Raw genomic sequence first — 21,631 nt, 5'->3', positions numbered from 1 at the left:
CACCTCCTCTGAGGAGCCCTCCCACTTCGTGCACTGGAGCTTCGATGAAGCCGGCGGCTGGGTGGCAGAAAACCGCGGCCAGGCCCTGGGCCGCACGGAGGACACCAAGCTCTACCTGCGCGGCCATCCCAATCCCGAAACTCCCGGTGCCGGCACCCAGTGGCTGCGCGGCCCCTTCGGCCACGCCATGTCCTTTGACGGTCGCACCGGGTACGCGGAAACTCCCTTCCCCGGCATCGCTGGCAACGCCGCCCGCACCGTCGCCCTCTGGGTGCGGGTGCCCAAGAGCTTCGACGTCAACCAGGGCCACGGCATCGTGAGCTGGGGCACCCTTCAATCTGGCGGTGCCTGGCAGCTCTCCGCCAACTGCATCACCGAAGACGGCCCCATCGGCCGTCTCCGCGTCGGCACCTACCAGACCGGCGCCATGGTGGGCACCACCGACCTCCGCGATGGCAACTGGCACCACGTCGCCGTCGTCATGTACGGCGGCGCCCGCTCCACCGAGGCTGTGAAGAACATGCTCTTCTACGTGGACGGCCGCCCCGAGCCCATCGCCCACCGCTCCCTCCGCGAAGTCGACACCGATGTCGCCAACGCCCACCACGGCGTCTGGATCGGCCGCAACGTCGCCTTCCCGTTGCTTCCTAAAACCGCCAACCCCGTCTCCAAGTTCTTCCGCGGCGAGGTGGATGAAGTGTACATCTTCGACTCCGCCCTCTCCCACCAGAACATCGTGCGCCTGATGAAGGAAAACGAACCGCCACCCTGAAAAAATTAGGAATTATGAATGCTGAATTATGAAATGAGTTACGCTGTCAGCGGGCTCCAAGCGGGAAGCTCAATTCCTAATTCCTAATTCAGAATTTGCCTTTTAGTTCGTCGGCGTTTGTCCGCCATTGCCGGTCGTCTGCGGATTGCCATCCACATAGCCGCCGGCCTCCAGGGAATTCACGATCACTTCCAGCTGCGCCGCAGTATCCAGGTTGTCGCGGATCGCGGTGTGGGTCTGCGTTTCGTCCAGACGGGCGGTCAGGATGCTCACCCCGGCGACGCCAACGGAGGTCCCTGCTCCACTGAAGGGCAGGTCCTTCTCACTGTCGGCGCTCACGGCATAGCCCACCATCTTCTCCGCCACCTTGATCTTGCTCTTGGCGTTGCGGCTTTCCACATTGAGCTCTTTCTCCGTCTTGCCCAGAGCGTAGAATACCGTGGTGCTCACGTCATTGGTCGCCGTCGCGGAGATCACCATGCGCTGGTTTTCGCCCTTCAGGGCCACGAACATTTCACCAAAGCCCTCGTAGGTGAAGTACTGCTTCGTGTTCCCCGTCACCAGCGTGAGGATCAGCGTGCCCTCGCCGCCCTGGATTGGGGCGATGTAGTAGCCGTTCTGGTACGGGCGGTAATTGATGCTGTCCCCCGTCTGCTCAAACGTGAGCCGGTACACAGCCACCTGCGCCTGGGCGGAGGTCACCGCGCCGAGACAAAGGGCAAACGCCAGGAGAAGCGCGGGGAGGAAGGACGCCGTCTTTTTCATGTGAGTGTTGAGCTGGACTGAGCTGGGAGGACAGAGGAAGTCTATGAAACGCCGCCGCCCCTGTCGAGTTGCGGTTTCCGTGCGGAAAAAGTTTTGCGGGAGCGGAGCGGGCAACGGCAACCCTCCAAGGAGCGGCGGTTTGTGCTTGCACAACCGCCGATCAAGAACGGAGCACCAGACCGCCAAATACCCATCGCCTCGGGCCACCCCACCGCTGTATTCCAGCTTGGGCACGCCCTCCCTCAGGCCACCTCCGGCGGTTGTGCGAGCACAAACCGCCGCTCCTTGTATAAAGCCCCGCCACAGGAAGCTGCACCCCCTGCAACCTCCCCATTCCTAATTCATCATTCCTAATTCCTAATTTACGAATCTCCCTCTGTGGCCCCGCTGACACTCCATCACTCCGAATTCCCCATTCCGCATTTCGCATTCTCAGTACCTCCTCAACACCGTCCGCACCGGCGGCTTGCTGTTGTCCGTCTCCGGGTAATCCAGCGTGTAATGCAGCCCGCGGCTCTCATGCCGACGGATCGCGCTGTCCACGATCAACGATGCCGTTTCCACGAGATTGCGCAGTTCCAGCACCTCCCGCGTGATGTGGAAGTGCCAGTAAAACTCCTGCACCTCCCGCTTCAGATTCCGCAATCTCGCCGCCGCGCGCTGCAGTCGTTTGGTGGTGCGCACGATGGAGACATAGTCCCACATCAGGCGGCGGATCTCGTCCCAGTTGTGGTAGATCACCACCAGTTCATCGATGTCCTGGGCATCGCCCGACTGCCATTGCGGGATCTGGTACTGCTGCTCTTGGGCCTTGCCCATCGGCATCTTGTGAATCAAAAACTCCACTGCCCGGTGGGCGATGACCACGCACTCCAGCAGCGAGTTGCTGGCCAGGCGGTTCGCCCCGTGCAGGCCCGTGCAGCCCACCTCCCCCACGGCGCAGAGGCCGCGCAGGGTGGTCGCGCCGTTGATATCTGTCTTCACGCCGCCGCACTGATAGTGCGCCGCCGGGACCACGGGAATCGGCTCCTTGGTCATGTCGATCCCCACGCTCAGACAGGTCTGATGAATGTTGGGGAAGTGGGAGATGATGAAGTCCGCGGGCTTGGACGTGATGTCCAGATACACACACGGGCCACCCGTCCGCTTGATCTCATGGTCAATCGCCCGCGCCACGATGTCACGCGGGGCCAGGGAGCCGCGCGGATCATACTTCTGCATGAACTCCTTCCCGTCCTTGCCCACCAGCACCGCGCCTTCGCCGCGCAGGGCCTCTGTGATCAGGAACGAGCGCTTTTGTGGGTGATACAAACAGGTGGGGTGGAACTGGATGAACTCCATGTCCTCCACACTCGCGCCCGCGCGCCAGGCCATGGCCACCCCGTCGCCGGTCGCTACCTTGGGATTGGTCGTGTACTGATACACCCGGCCACAGCCGCCCGTGGCCAGGATCACGCGATCACTGCGATACGTCTCCACCTCGCCCGTCTCCTCATTCAGGGCATAGAGCCCCAGCACCCGGTCCTCAGAAACAAAGCCGAGCTTCGCCGTGGTGATCAGGTCAATGGCGTAATGCTGCTCCAGCAGGGTGATGTTCGGCTCCTGGCGTGCCGCCGCCACCAGCCGGTCGGAGATCTCCTTCCCCGTGGTGTCATGATGATGCAGGATCCGGCGCTTGCTGTGCCCGCCCTCGCGAGTGAGGTCAAATTCCAGGTGCCCGTCCACCTCGCGCTGGTCGAACTCCACGCCCAGGTCCACCAGCTCCGCAATGCGCGCCGGTCCTTCGCTCACGATCGTGCGCACAGCGTCCTCCTTGCAGAGCCCCGCCCCGGCGATCAGCGTGTCCTGCACATGGCGGTCAAAGGAGTCCTCATCACTCTGCACACAGGCGATGCCGCCTTGGGCCCATGCAGAGTTTGAATCCTCCGCCGAGCGCTTGGTGAGGACCAGAACGCGCCCATGGCGCGCCGCTTTCAGTGCCGCGGTCAGACCACCGGCACCACTTCCAACGACAATGAAGTCGTATTCCTGCATATGTCCTTTTCGTTGCGAACGCTCGCAGATGCAAGCGGGACGCATGAACTCAAAGGGTCCCGTCCAGCTCCAGATTGTCAATGAGCCGCGTCCGGTCAAAGAACACCGCCGTAGCCAGGAGCGCGTTGGAGTCCACCTCCGTCAGGGGCTCCAGGGTATCGCGGTCCACACAGGCGATGTAATCGATCACCCCAAGCGGGGCATGCGTCTGCAATTCCGTGCGAAACGCCTGGATCAGCGCCCCCGCATCCCGTTCCCCGGCCAGCCAGCGCCGCCGCACATGCAGCAGGCTCCGCCGGATCGCCGGGGCCTGCGCCCGCTGCTCCGGCGCGAGGTAGCGGTTCCGGGAGCTCATAGCCAGCCCGTCCTCCTCCCGCACCGTCTCACTGCCCACGATCTCCACCGGCACGTTCAGATCCCGCACCACCCGACGGATGATCGCCAGCTGCTGGTAGTCCTTCTTGCCAAAGACCGCCGTGTGCGGCTGCACCAGATTGAAAAGCTTCAGCACCACCGTGCCCACGCCGTCGAAGTGCCCCGGCCGGCTCGCCCCGCAGAGGCCCGTGCTCAGTTTCGTTTCCAGCACCATCACGGACCGGTCCGGCGGGTACATGTCCACCGCGTCCGGGGCAAAGATCGCATCCACCCCTACCGTCGCGCACTTGGCCGCATCCGCCTCCAGTTCCCGCGGGTACTTGGCGAAGTCCTCCTTCGGGCCAAACTGGAGCGGGTTCACAAAGATGCTGACGATCACCCTGCCGCCCTCTCCGGCGATCTGGCGGGCATCCCGCATCAGCTGCAGGTGCCCCTCATGCAGGGCCCCCATGGTGGGAACAAAGACGACCGGCCCGCGCTGGGCGGACCGCCAGGTGTTCAGTTCAGCAAGGGTGGGAAGAAGGGTCATGTCAGGATTTCAGATCACGGCTCTCGAACACGAGGACACCGAGCACGAACAACGTCAAGCCCACCCCGGCCAGGATGGAGTAGTTTCTCAGCAGCAGCGCCCACGGGATGCGCTCCGCGTACAGGTGCACCCAGGACTCCATGTAGGAGGTCATCAAGAGGTGCTTGTAGCTTTCCATGAACTTCCCGCGCTTCACGATCATGTCGATCAGGAGATACGACAGGGCCGTGATGGTCGCCGCCGAGGGCTTGATCCGCCAGCAGGAGAAAAAGAATGCCACACACGCCGCCAGGCTCATGCTCAGACTCAGCGCCACCGAGGCCAACGCATACCGGTAGAGACCGTCCGAGGCGTTGTAGAACTCCAACACCCCCTGATCCGGGGCAAAGACGAACAACCCGCCTCCCCAGCCCTGCAGCAGCACCCCCAGCCCCAGCGCGGACCAGGCGATGAACTGGATGAGGATCCAGGAGTAAACCAGACAGCTCAGGAACTTCAGCACCAGCAGCCGGAGTCGGCTGATCGGCCGAGCCAGCAGCAGGCGCAAATTGCCATCCTCACTCTCCTTTGCCACCACATCCCCCGCCACCAGGGTGATGTAGATGCCCCCCAGGATGAACACCGCCGAGGCCACTATGAGGAACCCCAGGGTGAGCGCAGAGAAGTACGACTCAAACGCCTCCCCCTGCCGCGAGATGATGCGACGGAAGAAGTTCGCGGAACCATCCCGCTTGAACACATAGAGCAGCACCGCCTCCAGCAGCAGGAATGCGCCAAAGCCGATGAAGGTGCGCTTCCGGGAGAGCATCTTGCGCAGCTCCGCGCCCCATTGGGTGAAAAAGAGTGTCATGCCGCCGTGTTCGAGTTCGCCGAGAGTTCGAGGTACCAATCTTCCAGGGTCTTGCGGTGCGGCGTCCAGGCCTGCACCTTCACGCCGTCCAGCACCAGCTGCTCCAGCAGGCCCGGGCCGTTCAAGTGGCCCGGCAGCTCCACCAGGCCCTGCTCCTTCCACACCGCACCGGAGCGCTGCACGATGAACTTCGCCCGCTCTGTGTCCGGCGTATCCAGCAGGTACTCGCGCCCTGCCTCCTCCCGCCGGCCCAGGGCCCCGTCATACACCTTGTGCCCCGCCTTCAGGATCACGCAGCGGTCACACATAAGTTCCACCTCCGCCAGCAGGTGGGAGTTGAGCAGGATGGTCAGGCCATGTTCTTTCCTCAATGCCAGCACGGTGGAGCGGAACTCGTGAATCCCCTCCGGGTCCAAGCCGTCCGTGGGTTCATCCAGCAGCAGGATCTTCGGCATGGGCAGCAGCGCCTGGGCCAGGGCCAGCCGCTGGCGCATGCCGTGGCTGTAGGTGCGCACCTTGTGGTGCACCCGCTCGTGCAGGTTCACCAGTTGCAACACCCGCACCACCTCCTTCTCCTCCCACCAGCCGCTCAGGGCACACAGGGAGCGGAGGTTCTGCCAGCCGCTCATGTATTCGTAGAACGAGGGCGCCTCAAAGATGGCCCCCACATGCCGCAGCGCGCGGGAGCGCTCCTTCTGCACGCTGTGCCCGGCCAGCGTCACCTCCCCGGCGTCCGGCCGCACCATGCCCAGCATGATGCCCAGCACCGTGCTCTTGCCCGCGCCGTTGTGGCCCAGCAGCCCGGTTATTTCCCCTTCCTTGACGGAGAAGGTGACGTCGTCCAGCGCCAGCCGGCCTGCGGTGAATCGTTTGGTGAGTCCGTTTGCCTCAATCATCTGCCTTTGCTCCCGGGTTCACTCCTTGCCTTCGTTCACCACGAACTGGATCTCCTTCGCCACATGCCCGTCGGCGTAGAGGATGTTCACCTGCACGTCGCGGTACTTGTGGAAGTTCTCCTTGTCACTCATCACTGGGATGCGGCTGCCGTCCTTGATGAAGCCCATGAAGTTCATGTTGTTGGCCGTCTGGTTGTTCAGCAGGTTGTTCCAGAGGTAGCTCGTGCCCGTCTTCTGAAAGAGGCCCTTGTTATCCGCCTTGCAGCAGAAGACGTCCGTGCCGTCCACGTAGTCGCTCAGGGTGTTGTCCATCACCGCCTCGTCAGAGTCCTTGCTCTCCCGTGCCACCAGCATCGTGGGCATGAGGTTGTTGTGATCCGCCAGATAGAGCTGCAGCGCCCCGCCCAGCCCCTTCAGATTGTTCATGCAGTGCACCGCCCGGGATCCCGCCACCACCCGCTGCGAGGCGGGCACGGCGATCGTGGCCAGGATGCCGATGATCACCACCGTGACCAGCAGTTCCAGGAGGGTGAAGCCACGGGGGCCGGCAGAGGTTCGCAAGTGCGGTTTCATGTCAGGCGGAGGTAGCAGGCTAGCGTGAAAGTCGTCGATTCGTATCGGTCAACCAAACCCCAGATCGCTCACCGCCCGGGCAGCGAGCGCAGGCGCTGCTGCATTTCCTCCAGCAGCGGGGCCAGGTCCATCTTCGTCTCGGCACTGGCCTCCTCGTAGTAGGCGCCCATGCCCTTCTCCACCATCTTCTCAAACGCCTGCGCATCCTCCTTCTGCATGCGCTCCATGCCGCGCTGGTCGCCCTGGTTGCGCTTCATGTCCGCCCGGGCCCGCTCCACCGCCTTCCGCCGATCCTCGGGCGACATGGCGTTGAAGGCCTTCATCACGGACTTGAAGTGCTGCTCCACCGTCTGCTCCAGGAAGTAGGATTTCTCCTCTTTGGACAGCGAGTTGAAGTACCGGTCACTCACATCCTGCCCGTCCTCCCGCATCTGCCGGCGCTGGTCGAAGTCCAGCAGGTTCATCTGGGCGATGGTGGCCTCCATCTGCTTCCGGCGCTCCGCCTCGCTCAGGTCCCCCGCCCCCTCCTGCAGCCACGGCGCTCCCGCCATGAGGTTCAGCACCTTTTCCGGGGTGGAGGTGTGTTTGTCCGTGACGTTCATCACGGCCGCCACCGCCCCCCAGATCGCAACCAGGGCGATCAGGGTGACGATCAGAGCTTTGGAAGACATGGCTGAGGGGGGTTATTTCCGCCCCAGCTTGCGCATGACGATGGCCTTGAAGCCATCCAATTCTTCATTCCGCAGCAGGGCATTGACCCCGAAATAGACGGCCGCAGCCCCCCCAATGGTTACAAACAAACTCACCAATCGCATGGCCGTGTGCTGATGCCGCCAGTCAGACAGGATCGTGACCTGCCCCAGCCAGCAGACGCCCGCCATGCAGACGACGGCGATGAGGAGCTTGCCCACGTTGATCGCCAGGCTGCGCCCCTGCATGCGGCCCGCAATCTTCCGCATCGCCAGGAAGAGCAGGCTGAAGTTCACCAGCGCAGACACGCTCGTGCTCAGCGCCAGCCATTCATGCCCCAGCTTGAAGACAAAGACCGTCAGAGTGTTCATGATCGCGCTCACCGCCACGGCCACAAAGCTGACCTTCAGCGGGACAAACCGCTTGTCGATCGCGTAGAACGCGGGCTGGATCACCTTGATCGCGGAGTAAAACACCAAACCCCAGGCGTAGCTCTGCAGGGCAATCGCGGACATCTGGGTGTCGTAGTAGGTGGACCGACCGCGCTGGAAGATGAGGCCCACAATCGGCTCCGCCAGGATCGCCAGGCCCACCGCCGCAGGCAGGGTCATCAGGAAAACCAGCTTGATCCCCTTCACCAACGTGTGCTTGAACTCCGGCGTGATTCCTTCCGTCGCCAGGCGGGACATCGCAGGCACCGTCACCGTCGCCACCGCCACGCCAAAAAGGCCCAGCGGGAGCTGCACCAGCCTGAAGGCCTGCCCTAGCCAGGTCACCGGACCGTCCCGCACCACTAGGCAGGAGGCAAAGATGCTGCTCAGCAGCACATTGAACTGCACCACGCTTCCAGAGATCACTGCCGGCCACATGAGCTGGAGCACCTTGGCCACCCCGCTGTCACGCCAGCCAAAGTCCGGCTTGAACTTGAAGCCCACCTTCCGCAGCGAGGGCACCTGAATGAGCAACTGGGCCAGACCGCCCGCCAGCGTGCCGATAGCAAAGCCGATCAGCGCCTTGGGCCCAAAGTTCGGGTCCAGATACCAGCCCACCACCCCGCCCACGATCATGGAGCCGAGGTTGAAGAACGTGGAGGACACCGCCGGAATGCCGAAGACTTTTTTCGCATTCAGCATCCCCATCACCAGCGCTGCCAGGGACACCAGCAGGATGAAGGGGTACATGATCTGCGCCAGCAGGACCGTGAAATGGATCTTGCTCTCATCATCCATCCACCCCGGGGCCATGATCCGGATGATGAACGGGGCCAGCAGCACCCCGAGGATGGAGACGAAGCTCATGAACACCGCGGCCAGAGTGAGCATCTTCCGCGCGAGATCCCAGGCGGACTCATCGCCCTCCGTCTGCATCTTCTTGGAGAAGGTGGTGACGAAGGCCGTGGAAAGCGCCCCCTCCGCGAAGAGGTCGCGCAGCATGTTCGGCGTGCGGAACGCCTGGTTGAAGCAGTCCAGCCAACGGCGGTTTTCCCCCGCAAAGAGGGCCGCCAGCACCATCTCCCGCACCAGCCCCAGCAGGCGGCTGCTGAAGATCGCCAGGGTGACAATCCCGAAGGCCTTGGTGCTCACCGCAGCACTCTGCTTGGCGGTGGCTGACGGGGCGGGTTTTTCTGGCTTGGGTTCAGAAAGGGGACTGGCGTCGCTCATGTCGCAGCAGCAGAGTTGGGGACGTTGGCGCTGTCAGATTAAGATCGTTTCACCGACGCGCGGCGCAGCCGATCCATCATGGCCAGGCCGAGCTCCCTCTCTGGCAGAGGTTCGGCGATGATTTCATCCACCCCCAGCTTGTCGAGCTCCCGCAGGGCAAAGAAGAACCGCACCGCCGCCTCCGGCAGCTTCCCTTTCCCGGGGCTGAGCACCATCACGTGGTCCCACTCCGCCAGGTCCGAGTAGCCATCGTCCGCGTCACCGCGGTAGCTGAGCAGCGCGTACTTCTTGCCGGGCTCGGGGGTGAATTCCTCCGGCGACTCGAGCAAGCGCAGCGGCGTGCGGGGAGCGTAGTGGGAGGGCAGTTGGCCCGGGGCCTCCAGCTTCTCCTGCTCTTCCGGCTTCAGATTTCTGGCCAGGATCGGTTTGCCAAAGGGCTTCAGGTCATCTGGCGTAATTGGACCGGGGCGCAGGATGATGATGCGCGCCTTGGGCTTCGCCGCCTCGATCCGGATGATCGTGCTCTCCAGGCCGTGCATGGTCGCGCCAGCGTCCAAAATAAGAGGGATGCGACCATCCAGCTCCGCCTGCACGGCCGAGGCTGAAGTCGGGCTGATCGAGCCAAAACGGTTCGCACTCGGTGCCGCCAACGGCTTGTCCAGCGTGCGCGCCACGCGGTTGAACACCAGGTGATTGCTCGCCCGCACCGCCACCGTCGGCATGCCCGAGGTCACCAGATCCGGCACCACCGGCTTCTTCGGCAGAATGATCGTGAGCGGCCCCGGCCAGAATTTCTCGGTGATCTTCTTCACCACCTCCGCGATGTCCTCCGGCACCTCGGCCACGATGTCGAGGTCCTTCTTGTGCGGCAGGTGCACGATGAGCGGGTCAAACGCCGGGCGTTCCTTTGCCGCAAACACCTTCGCGACTGCATCTGCATTCAGCGCATCCGCCGCCAGGCCATACACCGTCTCCGTCGGCAGCGCCACCACCTCCCCGGCGGCCAGAGCACGCACCGCCTCATCCACGGCTAAACGAAAGGCTTCGGGATGGTCGGTAGGGAGAGTGCGTGTTTCCATGAAATTGGCCGACGACAGTCCGTCAGTTCTTTGCAAAAGCAAGCGGGGGGAGGGGTCAGGGGTGGTTGGACGGTGGGGATTAACCACAGAGGCACAGAGAACACAGAGGGATGAAACTGAGGTTTAGACAGAATTAACAGAATTCACGGAATGGGGTTCAGCTTCCTTGGAAGGGTGTTTTTGCGCGGATTCGCAGTCCAAGCCCCTCCAACCCTCAGCGCCTCCTCCACCTCCCCACCACGTCCGCAAACCGGGTTGGAGTACCGCGTTTACGCGGCTCACGCCCCAAGCCATCGAGAATGTCCGCTATCTCCCCAACATTCGCGCCAGGAGAAGTCCGGAGAGGACACAGGCCACTTGCCCCCGCCCCCGATCACCGTCATCCCTGCGTACGACCTCAATCCTCGCGTTTCCCAGCCGGAGGGACTTCCTTCCTCCTCAGTGCCGGCAGAATGAGTTCGTTCTTCAGCAGGCTCCAGAAGCGTCGCCTCAACACTCTTTTCGGCGTATCCCAATGAGTTTGATAGGGTGTGATATCAAACTCACAGATCCACTCAGGCTGCAAATCGGGAAAGGCCCTTCTCGCAAACCTCACCTCCTCCCGGTGACACAATCGCTCAATGCGCCCGCGAAGCTCCTTCGTATAACCGATGTACCGTGAGCAGCAGCTTCCGTGAGTGGCTTCGTGGACCAAAAGAGTGGTTAAACGGAACCGAAGCCACAATGGATGGTCTTCTATTTCCAAGCCGCGGTAGTTGATTCGGCAATCCCGGTAGGGCCTATCGTACTTACCCCGAGTCATTTCAGGCCCAATGAAGATGGACCGAATCTCCCTCTTGATCCGCCGATAGCGACGAGGGTCATGTTGCTCAATATACAGCAATGCCTCTCGCAGCGTTGCGACCCACCGTTCACGCCTGTCTTCCTCCACAGCAGCCGTCACAATCCTGACGCCGTCGACCTTGGGATGCCTCCTCAACCGTATCAGAAGTTCAGCAAACGCCCGAAGCGGCCACCCTATCCAAGAAGTACTTAGCGACCAAAGCCTGTAGGAAACTTTGCGCCGGTTCATAAAGCTCGCGACCTAGATTCGCAGTTCTCCAGAAGACAGCCACGGTTCACGGTCGTCAAACCAAAACCCGGGCCACTCAAACACGATGACTGCACCCGCGCCGTAGTAGTCGCCCCCAAGCTTCCCTCGATACCAACACACCTTCGCATTGGGGAGCGCAGTCGGCCCGACTGCCGTTCCCGGCGGCTCGCCGGGAACTCAGCATCGGAGCGAAAGCAGGCACCTTCTTCATACACGCCCCCAGAAGCAGGCAGCGGGCGAGCCACCCGCGCTCCCCAATCTACCCAATCACTCCCTCACCCGGTTCATCGAAACCAGGGGACCACACGCTTCCAGCGTGCTGCCTTTCCGCATCTTGCGGAAGGCTCAGGCCCGCCACACCCGGCCATCCCTACCTCACCCATCACCTCAGGTCTTCTGTCTTGTGTCTTCTAGTCTTGTGTCTCCCGCGCAGCGGGATGAGGCATTTTCTTCAAGCGCACACGCTTCGGCAAGGCAACGCTGGCGAGCTCTTGCCCCACCCGATCCCGGCTCAAATCTGCCAACTGCCCAAGCCCATCGAGCAACCCCAGAGCCTGTAGCACGGCCGCATAGATCCCTATGCTGACCGCAGTGTCCCCTTCCTCCACTCGCTGTAAGGTCGAGCGGGAGGTGAAGGCACGATCAGCCACCACCGACATCGGTAGCTGCCGCCGACGGCGAGCATCACGAAGGTCCTCTCCGAGCTTGCTCATGGCCCGCCGTACCGCAGCAGAAGGGTGATGGGGAGTAGGCATACAATGTCATCTTCGCACTACTTTAACAGATGTAAAGTCTCAGGAAGACGACACAAACCACGAAAACGATGCCTCCACCTATCGCATCCTCCCCTCATCCAGGCGCTTGCGGGAGTCTCAACCAGGTGCCGCCCCGGCGGCACCGTCTCAACCAGCGAAGCGTCTCAACGTGCCGCTTGCGGCACACCTCAACTCCCCACTCCCGCCACCTTCTCCACTGCCGGCAGCAATGCCTTCGCCATCGCCTCGTTCCCCGCGCCGTCAGGATGCACGCCGTCCTTGGCGAGGCTCGCGTCTGGCACCACGCCGTAGAGATTCACAAAGGCGCAGCCCTGTTCCTTGGCCAGCTTCTCAAAACCCTCGCCCAACTCCTTCACCTTCGCCTCACGCTCATTCGCGATTGGCTTGGACGGTCCCAGTGCATCCTTCCTGATGTTCGTCGGCCCCACCAGCAGGATGGGCAGCTTCGCGCCGTAGGCCTTACGGGCCAGCTCGATCATCTTGGTCACATTCGCCACCGCGTTGGGCACACAGGTGTCCTTGATGTCCAGCCGCGCATCATTCGCCCCCAGCGCAATGATCAGCGCATCCGCCTTGGGCTGGCGCGTCAGCATGGCCTCGAACTCCGGCAGCGACTTTGTGGGCCGACCGCCTTTGCCTTCGTTCACCAGCTTGAGCTTCCCGCCCGACTGCGCCTCCACCAGCGTGACCCAGAGTTTCGCTTTGTCCGCCCCGCTCAACGCCCCGCCCTGCGTGATGGAATCACCATACGCGATCACCGTCTTGGGCTCTGCACCCTGCACCAGCCCAGTGCCCAGCAGCAACACTCCCCATGCCAATGACAACGGAGCGAGGAAACGAGAAAAAGGAAGCTTCATAAGGTGACCATACACCGCCGGCCCTTCCCGCCTCTCGCCAAAAATCGCGCTACTTCGAAACTTTCCCGTCGGCCTGGTCTTCCTCTTCTTCCTCCTCCTCATCATCATCTCCACCATCCGGGCCTCCCGTGTCATGCGAGATCTGCGTCTTCATGAACCCTGACTCCTCAAACAACCCGCACTTCGGACAGTAGAGCCACAAAGCACCTTTCCGCCCTCCCAAGTCGGTATTCCGCTCCTTGCACTGCGGGCAGGCAAACTTGAACCCGCGCAGGAGAAGACGCACCGCCAGAACGGCCCCGGTCGCCCCCATGACTACCGCGATCAAGCCTCCCAGCGCCCCCACCACGTTCCCCAGTCCGGTTTTCGGCAGCAACATGCCCATCACCCCCAAGACCATAAACAGCGGAAACCCAATGCGAATAAGATAGTGCCAGGCAATAAATCCCATGGCCACAGACAAGGCAGCGAACCCATGCCGTCAAGTCAATCGAAGCCCCTCGGCATCCCAGCCCCTTCTCTCTTCAATCTGCGGGCAGCTCTTTCTTGGGCGCGGCGAGCACCGCATCCATCAGAAGCTTCAGCGCGGCTTCCGTCTCCTCAGACGAGACCGCATTGCTCCCCTCCGGGCTCGACACCCGGATCTTGAAAATGTGATCTCTCAGCCCCGTGACAAAGAGCTGGGAAACCAGTTTCACATCCTCCCCGTCCGCCCCCTGCTTCACGAACGTAAGCGAGTACGTCACGTTAAGGAACTCCAGTTTCCTCTGGGAGGGCAGCTTCAGCGTCACCTTGTTCTCCCCCGCCATCTTCACATCTGCATAGTGGCCCTGACGCTCCATCTCCCGAATGTCACCCATCGCCTGCTTGCAGGCATCCTTGATGGTTTGATCCTCGACCCCGTTGCGGATCACCTGCGTGTCCAAGTCATAGAGATACAGCGTGATCCACGTGCCGCCCGGCACGCGATAGAGTCGCGAGGCCCCCAGCCCGTGCTCCTCAAAGGTCTGCACCTCCCCATCCGATTCAAACATCCCCGCCTTCTCAGGCAGCGCCGCCAACACCGCCGTCGGCTCGTCCTTCGCCGTGGCTGACATCGGCACCGCTGCCGCCAGCAGGCAGAAGACCCAGGCAGTGAATTTCGTCACGCGTTTCATCTTCACAGCTGTAAAATACGTCAGGCCACAACGCCCTCCGCTCAACGGCTGCCAAGTTACCAGACGGCGACGTCCCGCAGCAAGAGGAAAGCGGTAGACCAAGGATGCGCTGAGGAAGCCAGGGCCTAACCTTCAAACTGACGATCGCTCCAGTAGCCTGGCCTACGTTTGTTGTGCATCACACAAACGACACGCACCAACGAGGCGGACTCATCATAGGCGTACATGATTTTGTAGGGCCAGCGATCCATCCGATACACTTGGATCCCTCCGCCGACGGACTGAAATCGTGACGGATCGTCAGCTATCTTCTGTAGGGCCAGGGTAACTTGGGCCAGAAATCTCACCCCCAATTTGGCACTCCGTTCCTCATACCATCGCACCGCATCAGTAATCTCGGCTTCCGCTTCCGGGTGGATCTCAATGGTCATTTCCCAGGCTTTGCAGACAGAATGGAAGAGACCCTGGAAACCATTTCCTCCAAAGAAACGCCCTTAACAGCACCTGACTTCATCTCCTCCAGACGTCGGGTTGCCGTAGCCAACTGCTCCAGTTCAACATCGTTCTCAGCAGGCAGGCTTACGATTAGCCTCTCCACCAACTCCATCCGCGACTCCTCAGGCAATTGAAGAGCTTCTTGAAACACGATGTCCACAGAAGAGACCATGAGACACGATGCCCTGAAATCCCAGATTTTGCAAGACCTCTGAAATAGGCCTGCCGCTACAAGATCTCGCGAAACCGAACGCATCATTTCTCACCACACGATCCCCCCCATGCCGAAGGCATCACAGACGGTAGCCGGGGGTCGAAGGAGCGGAGCGACTGACACCCCCGGTATTCTCAAAGAAGCACCCGACCCTGAAGGGGTCGCAGAATCGCCCGCTCCACCCCAGACATCCACGCCCCCCAGACCTCAAGTCTTGCCTCTTGTGTCTTCCAGTCTTGTGTCTCCGCCGCAGGCGGCGCTATTGCGTTGCAAACTTCGTCAACAACCCGCGCTTCCGCGTCGCGTTTAACGTGGACGAGAAGATCCATCCCGCCACCCCTAGGAACACCACGTTCAATCCGCAGGCCCAGTAGAAGTGGCTCCAGTTGAACGTGTGTTCACTCAGCACCTCGCGCATGCCCTCAAACACATGCGTGGAAGGCAGGGCCAGGGACAACCACTGCACCCACACCGGCGTGATCTGCTTCACCGGATACACCACGGCGGTGAAAGGCTGGATGAAGAACGGCACCGCCCAGGCCAGCGACTCCGCCGCCTGCCCCCAGCGCAGAATCAACGCCGTGGAGATCATGCCCAGCGCCCATCCAGTCACCAGCAGGTTCCCGAAGAAGGGCACAATGGCCCAGTTCATCTCAAACACGTTGAACTGGAAGCTCGAAAAGGAAATAACTGAGAGCATGGTGACCGTCACCAGGATGCGGAAGAACCCGATGATGAACGTGGCCGTCAGGTACTCCATGTTCCGCACCGGGGCGACAAAGACATTCAGGAGGTTCCGCGTCCACACGTCCTCCAGGAACGAGATGGCCACCCCCTGCTGCGCGCGGAAAATCACGTCCCACAGGATGATCCCGCCCAGGAGGTGCCCCACGATGGTGGGAACCTTCGACCCCGCATGCTCCTGCAGGTACATGCCCAGGTAGCCCCAGATGAGCAGTTCCACGATGGGCCAAAAGATGAGCTCAACGAGCCGCATGGGCGTGCGGCCATAGAGATACAGGTAACGGAGAACAAGGGCGCTGACGATGCGAGGATTCATGCCAAGGAAATAAGTCGGGAGTGAGCGAGATGAGAGAGAAGCAAGGTCCTAGTTGGAAGCAGGAGCAGCCTCCACCTCCCCGCTGCGGGCGATCTTGATGAACACCTCCTCCAGCGAGGCCGCGTCAGACTTCTTCACGATCTCCTCCGGCGTGCCCTCGGCCACGATTTTGCCCTTGTGCAGGAAGATCACCCGGTCACACACCTCCTCGATGTCCTTCATGAGATGGGAGGTGTAGAGGATGCTGATGCCACGCTCCTTCTGCACCTTGCGGATGGTCTTGCGCACCTTGTCCGCGATGTCCGGGTCCAGGCTCGCGGTCGGCTCATCCAGCAGGAGGAGCTCGGGATCATTGAGCAGCGCCTTGCACAGGTTCAGCCGGGTGCTTTCCCCGGCGGAGAGCTGGCCGGTCACCCGCTTGCGCAGGTCTGCGATCTCAAAAAGCTCCAGCAGCTCCGTGATCTTCTGCTTCACATTCGGCACGCCGTAGATCTTGGCGAAGACGGTCAGGTTCTGCCAGACCAGCAGGTTGCTGGGGAGGCTGGTGTAGGCGGAGGAGAAGTTCGCCCGCTTCAGCACCTCCAGGCGGTGCTTCACAAAATCCATGCCAAACGCCCGGATCGCGCCCGAGGTAGGCGTGGTCAGCCCCAGCAGCATGTTCATAGCCGTGGTCTTGCCCGCGCCGTTCGCCCCCAGCAGGCCCAGCACTTCCCCCTTGTGGAGTTTGAAGTTGAACCGGTCCAACACGGTCACACCGTCGAACTCCCGGGTCAAATCGTTGGCTTCGAGGATGACTTCACGGTCGGCGGCGCTCATGAGGAGGGGGTAGGGACAGGGCGGTGAGCATAGCTTACGCGGCGGGGATGCAAGCCGGATTCCGCAACAATCCCTCCGCCAAACCCCTGAAGTTCGTATCCACATATCGTGATGCGTTCATGCGTACTTGAAACCTCACGCCCACCCCGCTAACGTGCCCCATGCCTGCCCAACCCAATGCCCGCCCAGAACTGGAAGCGCTTCTCCGTAAGCGGATCCTGGTCATTGACGGCGCCATGGGTACCACCATCCGCGGCTACGGTCTCAGTGAGGAAGACACCCGGGGCAAACGCTTTGCCGATGCGCCAAAGGATCTCAAGAACAACGGCGACATCCTCTCCCTGACCCGCCCGGACGTCATCGGCGACATCCACCGCCGCTTCCTCGTGGCCGGGGCGGACATCATCGAGACCAACACCTTCTCCGGCTCCTCCATCGCCCAGAGCGAGTTCTTCAAGGAAGACCCCCGTGAGACCGGCAAGGGCCGCAAGGACCCCGCCTTCTACCAGGAGGTCATGGACGACAAGTTCCTGCGCGACCTTGCCTGGGACATCAACTACGACTCCGCCCAGCTCTGCCGCAAGTGGGCAGACAACATCGGCAGCGACACCGGGCGCAAGCGCTACGTGGCCGGGGCCATCGGGCCACTCACCGTCTCCCTCTCCGTCTCGCCCGACGCCGACGACGCCGGCTTCCGCGTGGTCACCTTCGACCAGGTGGTGGAGGACTACCGCCGCCAGACCCGCGCCCTCATCGCCGGCGGCTGCGACATCCTGCTCGTCGAGACCATCTTCGACTCCCTGAACGCGAAGGCGGCCATCGTCGCTCTCCAGGAAGTCTTTAAGGAAGACGGCATCGAACTCCCCCTCATGGTCTCCGCCGCCGTCGGTCTGGGTGGGGAAACCATGATCTCCGCGCAGAAGGCCGAGGCCCTCTGGAACGCGGTGCGCAGCGCCAATCCGCTCGCCATCGGCCTGAACTGCTCCCTCGGCCCGGACAAGATGCGCCCGTTCCTTGCGGAACTCTCCGCCAAGGCGGACGCCTTTGTTTCCGCCTACCCGAACGCCGGGATGCCCAACCCCCTCACCCCCACGGGCTTCGATCTCGAGCCGAAGCACATGGGCGAGTACATCACAGACTTCGCCGGCGCTGGACTGGTGAACTTCGTGGGCGGCTGCTGCGGCAACACGCCCGACCACATCGCCGCCATCGCCAAAGCGGCGGAAAACATCCCGCCGCGCGAGATCCCCGTCATCGAGCCCCTGCTGCGCCTGAGCGGCACCGAGCCCTTCACCCGGGAAAAGGACTCCAACTACCTCATGATCGGCGAGCGCACGAACGTCGCCGGTTCGCCCAAATTCGCCAAGCTCATCAAGGAAGGCAAACTGGAAGAGGCCGTCGGCATCGCCCGCCAGCAGGTGGAGAACGGCGCGAACGTCATCGACATCTGCATGGACGAAGGCCTCATCGACGGCGTCGTCATGATGGACAAGTTCCTGCGCCTCGTCACCGCCGAGCCGGAGATCGCCAAGGTGCCCTTCATGGTGGACTCCTCCAAGTGGGAGGTCATCGAGGCCGGTCTGAAGTGCCTCCAGGGCAAGGGCATCGTGAACTCCATCTCCCTCAAGGAGGGCGAGGAGCTCTTCAAGGAGCGCGCCCGCACCATCAAGCGCTACGGGGCCGCCACGGTGGTCATGGCGTTCGATGAGAACGGCCAGGCCGCCACCTATGACGAGAAGATCCGCATCTGCGAGCGCGCCTACCGCATCCTCGTGGACGAAGTGGACTTCAATCCCGAGGACATCATCTTCGACCCCAACATCCTCACGGTCGCCACGGGGATGGATGAGCACAACAACTACGCGGTGGACTTCATCGAGGCCACCCGCTGGATCAAGCAGAACCTCCCCGGGGCCAAGGTCAGCGGCGGCGTCAGCAACATCAGCTTCAGCTTCCGCGGCAACAACAAGGTGCGCGAGGCCATGCACAGCGCCTTCCTCTATCACGCCATCAAGGCGGGAATGGACATGGGCATTGTGAACGCCGGGATGCTGGAGGTGTACGAGGACGTCCCGCAGGAAATGCTCGTGAAGGTGGAGGACGTGCTCCTCAACCGCCGGCCCGATGCCACCGAGATCCTGGTGGACTATGCCGAGCAGTTCAAAGGACAGACCGGCGCGAAGAAGCAGGAGGTGGACCTCGCCTGGCGCGAGCAATCCGTGGGCAAGCGGCTGGAACACGCCCTGCTGCGCGGCATCACCGACTTCATCGACCAGGACACGCAGGAGGCACTGGATGAACTGAAGGTGCCCCTCAAGGTCATCGAAGGCCCCCTCATGGACGGCATGAGCGTGGTGGGCGATCTCTTCGGCGCAGGCAAGATGTTCCTCCCCCAGGTGGTGAAGAGCGCCCGCGTGATGAAGAAGTCCGTGGCCTACCTCGAACCCTTCATGGAGGCCGAGAAAGCCGCCCGCGCCGCGGAACGCGCCGCCGCGCACAAGATCGCCCTGGAGACGGATGCCAACGCCGTGGAGGCAGAGGCCGAATCCTCAGGTGCGGGCACCATCGTGCTCGCCACCGTGAAAGGGGACGTGCACGACATCGGCAAGAACATCGTGGGCGTGGTCATGGCCTGCAACGGCTTCCGCGTCATCGACCTTGGCGTGATGGTCTCCTGCGACAAGATTCTGGAAGTGGCCAAGGCGGAGAAAGCCAATGTCATCGGCCTCAGCGGCCTCATCACCCCCTCACTGGATGAGATGGTGCATGTGGCGAAGGAGATGGAGCGCAACGGCTTCACCGTGCCCCTGCTCATCGGCGGGGCCACCACCAGCGCCGCCCACACCGCCATCAAGATCGCCCCGCACTACAAGGAGCCCATTGTCCACGTGCTGGATGCCTCCCGCTCCGTGCCGGTGATGACCTCCCTGCTCAGCGAGGAGCAGAAGGCCGGGTTCAAGGTGCAAAACGAAGAGCGCCACGCGAAGCTGCGCGAGCAGTACGCACAGCGCGATGATGCCAGCAAGCTCCTGCCCCTGGCCGAGGCCCAGGCCAAAGGGTCCCAGTTCGACTGGAGCACCCAGGAGATCGCCGTGCCCGAGTTCACCGGCGTGCGTGTGTTTGATCCGCTGCCCATCAGCGAGGTGGTGCCGTTCATCGACTGGTCCCCGTTCTTTCACACCTGGGAACTCCGCGGGCGCTGGAACGAGGAAGAACAACGCTTCAAGAGCGCCCTGCCCGAGTTCCAGGACCAGGTCGAGCCCGAGGCTGCGAAGCTCTACAAGGACGCCCGCGCCCTCCTTGATCAGGTCATCGCGGAGAACCTCTACACCATCCGCGCCTGCTTCGGCTTCTTCCCCGCCAACCGCATTGGCGATGACATCGAGGTGTACACAGACGAAACCCGCACGGAGGTGCGCTGCGTCTTCCACACCCTGCGCCAGCAGATGCCCAAGAAGGACAAACCCAACTACGCCCTGGCCGACTTCGTCGCGCCCAAGGACAGCGGTCGCGCCGACTACATCGGCGGCTTCTGCGTCGGCATCCACGGAGCCGACGAATGGGCGGAGAAGTTCAAGATCGCTCTGGACGACTACAACGGCATCATGGCCAAGGCCATCGCCGACCGCCTCGCGGAGGCCACGGCCGAGTACATGCACAAGCAGGCCCGTCTCGCCTGGGGCTATGAGAAGCCCGAGGAACTCAGCAATGACGACCTCATCCGCGAGCGCTACCGCGGCATCCGCCCCGCGCCCGGCTACCCCGCCCAGCCCGACCACACCGAGAAGCCCATTCTTTTTGACCTGCTCAATGCCACCGAGCGCACCGGCGTCTTCCTCACGGAAAGCAACGCCATGCACCCCGGCGCCGCCGTGAGTGGCCTCTACTTCGGCCACCCGGATGCCCGGTACTTCGCCGTCGGCAAGATCAACAAAGACCAGATCGAAGACTACGCCGCCCGCAAAGGCGAGACCGTGGAGCACATGGAGAAATGGCTCGGCCCCTGGCTGGCGTATTGAGGGGGCGGGAGCTTCGGGGGGGAATGGAGTGGGAGTGGGGGAGTAATGGAGTGATGTGAAACCGCGCACAGGAGGCGAGGGTTCCTAGCCCCGCGCCTTGCGTGCCCACGTCGGCCGCCGACGATCAAACCACCAAAGAAGATCCGTGGGCAGCGTTGGAGTTCCGCGTTTGCGCGGTCAGGAAGCGATCGCCTCCCCCGAATCTCAGGGCCAACGGCCCGACCTCATACCAGCCTGGGGCAACGCCCCAGGTTCTCGCAAAGAGAAGAAACTGAGGGCTGAAAGCCCGGCCTCATTCAGGCTCACGCCTCAATCGTCCCTCGGCCCCCTTCCCGCTCCGCCCACCCCACAGACCGCGGGGCCGGAGACCCCGCCTCCTTTACTCTGCAGCCATCTGACCCAGCCGCTTGTTCGCGGGTACAGGAGGCGGGGGTTCCCAGCCCCGCGCCTTGCGTGCCCACGTCGGCCGCCGACAATCAAACCACCAAAGAAGATCCGTCGGCAGCGTTGGAGTTCCGCGTTTACGCGGTCAGGAGGCAGCACCCAAGCAAGCCACCACAGCCAAATCCTCTCCCCATCTCCAAACCTCCCGGGCTGCAGAGCATCCCGACCCGTCGGGATTGCCGCCTCAACCGCCCCCCCAAGATAGAAGAACCCTCCCGGCCCCTCCACCATCTCCGATGCCGGAGGCATCACAGCCATTAGCCGGTGGTCGAAGGAGCAAAGCGACTGACACCACCGGAATCATCAATCAAAGCTCCCCGACCCCGAAGGGGTCGCAGCAATCCCCGCCCCACCCACAACCCGCTCCTACCCCAAACCCTTCGTGCCTTTGTGCCTTCGTGTGAGAATAGCCCCCCACCCCTGCCACCTCATCACTCCATCACTCCCCAGACCTCAAGTCTTGCGTCTTGCGTCTT

Annotated in this window: 19 protein-coding genes; 2 read left to right on the top strand and 17 right to left on the bottom strand. The window is 62.3% G+C overall.

Going from position 1 to position 21,631, the window contains the following annotated elements; all coding sequences use genetic code 11:
- Nucleotides 1-772: LamG domain-containing protein (locus BV106_RS10895; protein WP_038164360.1), on the top strand; the 772-nt coding region annotated here is incomplete at its 5' end.
- 102 nt (nucleotides 773-874) lie between these two features.
- Here BV106_RS10895 and BV106_RS10890 read toward each other — a convergent pair.
- The 17 genes from BV106_RS10890 to BV106_RS10805 all read right to left on the bottom strand — a co-directional run bounded on the left by BV106_RS10890 (nucleotide 875) and on the right by BV106_RS10805 (nucleotide 16,692).
- Nucleotides 875-1,537: a hypothetical protein gene (locus tag BV106_RS10890; RefSeq protein WP_038164358.1), complete on the bottom strand. Its 663-nt coding sequence runs from the start codon at nucleotides 1,535-1,537 to the stop codon at nucleotides 875-877.
- 432 nt (nucleotides 1,538-1,969) lie between these two features.
- On the bottom strand, nucleotides 1,970-3,571 hold the full coding sequence (gene nadB / locus BV106_RS10885; protein WP_038164356.1) for an L-aspartate oxidase: 1,602 nt from the start codon (nucleotides 3,569-3,571) through the stop codon (nucleotides 1,970-1,972).
- Between the two features lie 49 nt (nucleotides 3,572-3,620).
- A complete protein-coding gene (panC, locus tag BV106_RS10880) occupies nucleotides 3,621-4,475 on the bottom strand; it encodes a pantoate--beta-alanine ligase (protein ID WP_038164354.1) in 855 nt (284 codons plus the stop codon).
- 1 nt (nucleotide 4,476) lies between these two features.
- Nucleotides 4,477-5,325, bottom strand: a complete 849-nt coding sequence (locus tag BV106_RS10875) for an ABC transporter permease (protein WP_038164353.1) — start codon at nucleotides 5,323-5,325, stop codon at nucleotides 4,477-4,479.
- Nucleotides 5,322-6,221, bottom strand: coding sequence for an ABC transporter ATP-binding protein (locus BV106_RS10870; protein WP_038164352.1), 900 nt, complete (start codon nucleotides 6,219-6,221; stop codon nucleotides 5,322-5,324). Before BV106_RS10870 ends, BV106_RS10875 begins: the two co-directional genes overlap by 4 nt.
- Before the next feature lie 18 nt (nucleotides 6,222-6,239).
- Entirely contained in the window at nucleotides 6,240-6,794 is a 555-nt protein-coding gene (locus BV106_RS35410; protein WP_051945628.1) for a type II secretion system protein, read from the bottom strand.
- 68 nt (nucleotides 6,795-6,862) lie between these two features.
- Nucleotides 6,863-7,465, bottom strand: coding sequence for a hypothetical protein (locus BV106_RS10860; RefSeq protein ID WP_038164351.1), 603 nt, complete (start codon nucleotides 7,463-7,465; stop codon nucleotides 6,863-6,865).
- 12 nt (nucleotides 7,466-7,477) lie between these two features.
- Nucleotides 7,478-9,145, bottom strand: coding sequence for a murein biosynthesis integral membrane protein MurJ (gene murJ, locus BV106_RS10855; protein ID WP_051945626.1), 1,668 nt, complete (start codon nucleotides 9,143-9,145; stop codon nucleotides 7,478-7,480).
- A 38-nt stretch (nucleotides 9,146-9,183) separates the two neighbouring features.
- A complete protein-coding gene (locus BV106_RS10850; RefSeq protein ID WP_038164350.1) occupies nucleotides 9,184-10,224 on the bottom strand; it encodes an L-threonylcarbamoyladenylate synthase in 1,041 nt (346 codons plus the stop codon).
- A gap of 1,503 nt (nucleotides 10,225-11,727) precedes the next feature.
- Entirely contained in the window at nucleotides 11,728-12,072 is a 345-nt protein-coding gene (locus BV106_RS10840) for a helix-turn-helix transcriptional regulator (RefSeq protein WP_038164348.1), read from the bottom strand.
- A gap of 188 nt (nucleotides 12,073-12,260) precedes the next feature.
- A complete protein-coding gene (locus tag BV106_RS10835; RefSeq protein ID WP_265595541.1) occupies nucleotides 12,261-12,950 on the bottom strand; it encodes an SGNH/GDSL hydrolase family protein in 690 nt (229 codons plus the stop codon).
- 49 nt (nucleotides 12,951-12,999) lie between these two features.
- Nucleotides 13,000-13,401: a hypothetical protein gene (locus tag BV106_RS10830; RefSeq protein ID WP_038164346.1), complete on the bottom strand. Its 402-nt coding sequence runs from the start codon at nucleotides 13,399-13,401 to the stop codon at nucleotides 13,000-13,002.
- Nucleotides 13,402-13,474: 73 nt separating this feature from the next.
- The gene (locus BV106_RS10825) at nucleotides 13,475-14,113 is read right to left on the bottom strand and encodes a hypothetical protein (RefSeq protein WP_265595540.1); all 639 of its coding nucleotides are present in this window, start codon (nucleotides 14,111-14,113) and stop codon (nucleotides 13,475-13,477) included.
- A gap of 119 nt (nucleotides 14,114-14,232) precedes the next feature.
- A complete protein-coding gene (locus tag BV106_RS10820) occupies nucleotides 14,233-14,538 on the bottom strand; it encodes a type II toxin-antitoxin system RelE/ParE family toxin (RefSeq protein WP_038164344.1) in 306 nt (101 codons plus the stop codon).
- Nucleotides 14,535-14,774 carry an addiction module protein gene (locus BV106_RS10815; RefSeq protein WP_038164343.1) on the bottom strand — a complete coding sequence of 80 codons (240 nt, stop codon included), beginning with the start codon at nucleotides 14,772-14,774 and terminating at the stop codon, nucleotides 14,535-14,537. Before BV106_RS10815 ends, BV106_RS10820 begins: the two co-directional genes overlap by 4 nt.
- A gap of 301 nt (nucleotides 14,775-15,075) precedes the next feature.
- Nucleotides 15,076-15,876, bottom strand: coding sequence for an ABC transporter permease (locus tag BV106_RS10810; RefSeq protein ID WP_038164342.1), 801 nt, complete (start codon nucleotides 15,874-15,876; stop codon nucleotides 15,076-15,078).
- Nucleotides 15,877-15,924: 48 nt separating this feature from the next.
- Nucleotides 15,925-16,692, bottom strand: coding sequence for an ABC transporter ATP-binding protein (locus BV106_RS10805; protein ID WP_038164340.1), 768 nt, complete (start codon nucleotides 16,690-16,692; stop codon nucleotides 15,925-15,927).
- 161 nt (nucleotides 16,693-16,853) lie between these two features.
- Here BV106_RS10805 and metH point away from each other — a divergent pair, with 161 nt between their 5' ends.
- The gene (gene metH / locus BV106_RS10800; protein ID WP_038164339.1) at nucleotides 16,854-20,711 is read left to right on the top strand and encodes a methionine synthase; all 3,858 of its coding nucleotides are present in this window, start codon (nucleotides 16,854-16,856) and stop codon (nucleotides 20,709-20,711) included.
- Nucleotides 20,712-21,631 lie beyond the last annotated feature (920 nt).

This window comes from Verrucomicrobium sp. BvORR106 (assembly GCF_000739655.1).
In the GTDB taxonomy this organism is placed as follows: Bacteria; Verrucomicrobiota; Verrucomicrobiia; order Verrucomicrobiales; family Verrucomicrobiaceae; genus Verrucomicrobium.
Note: the sequence above shows the minus strand (reverse complement) of the source record. Positions and strands in the feature narration are given on the sequence as shown.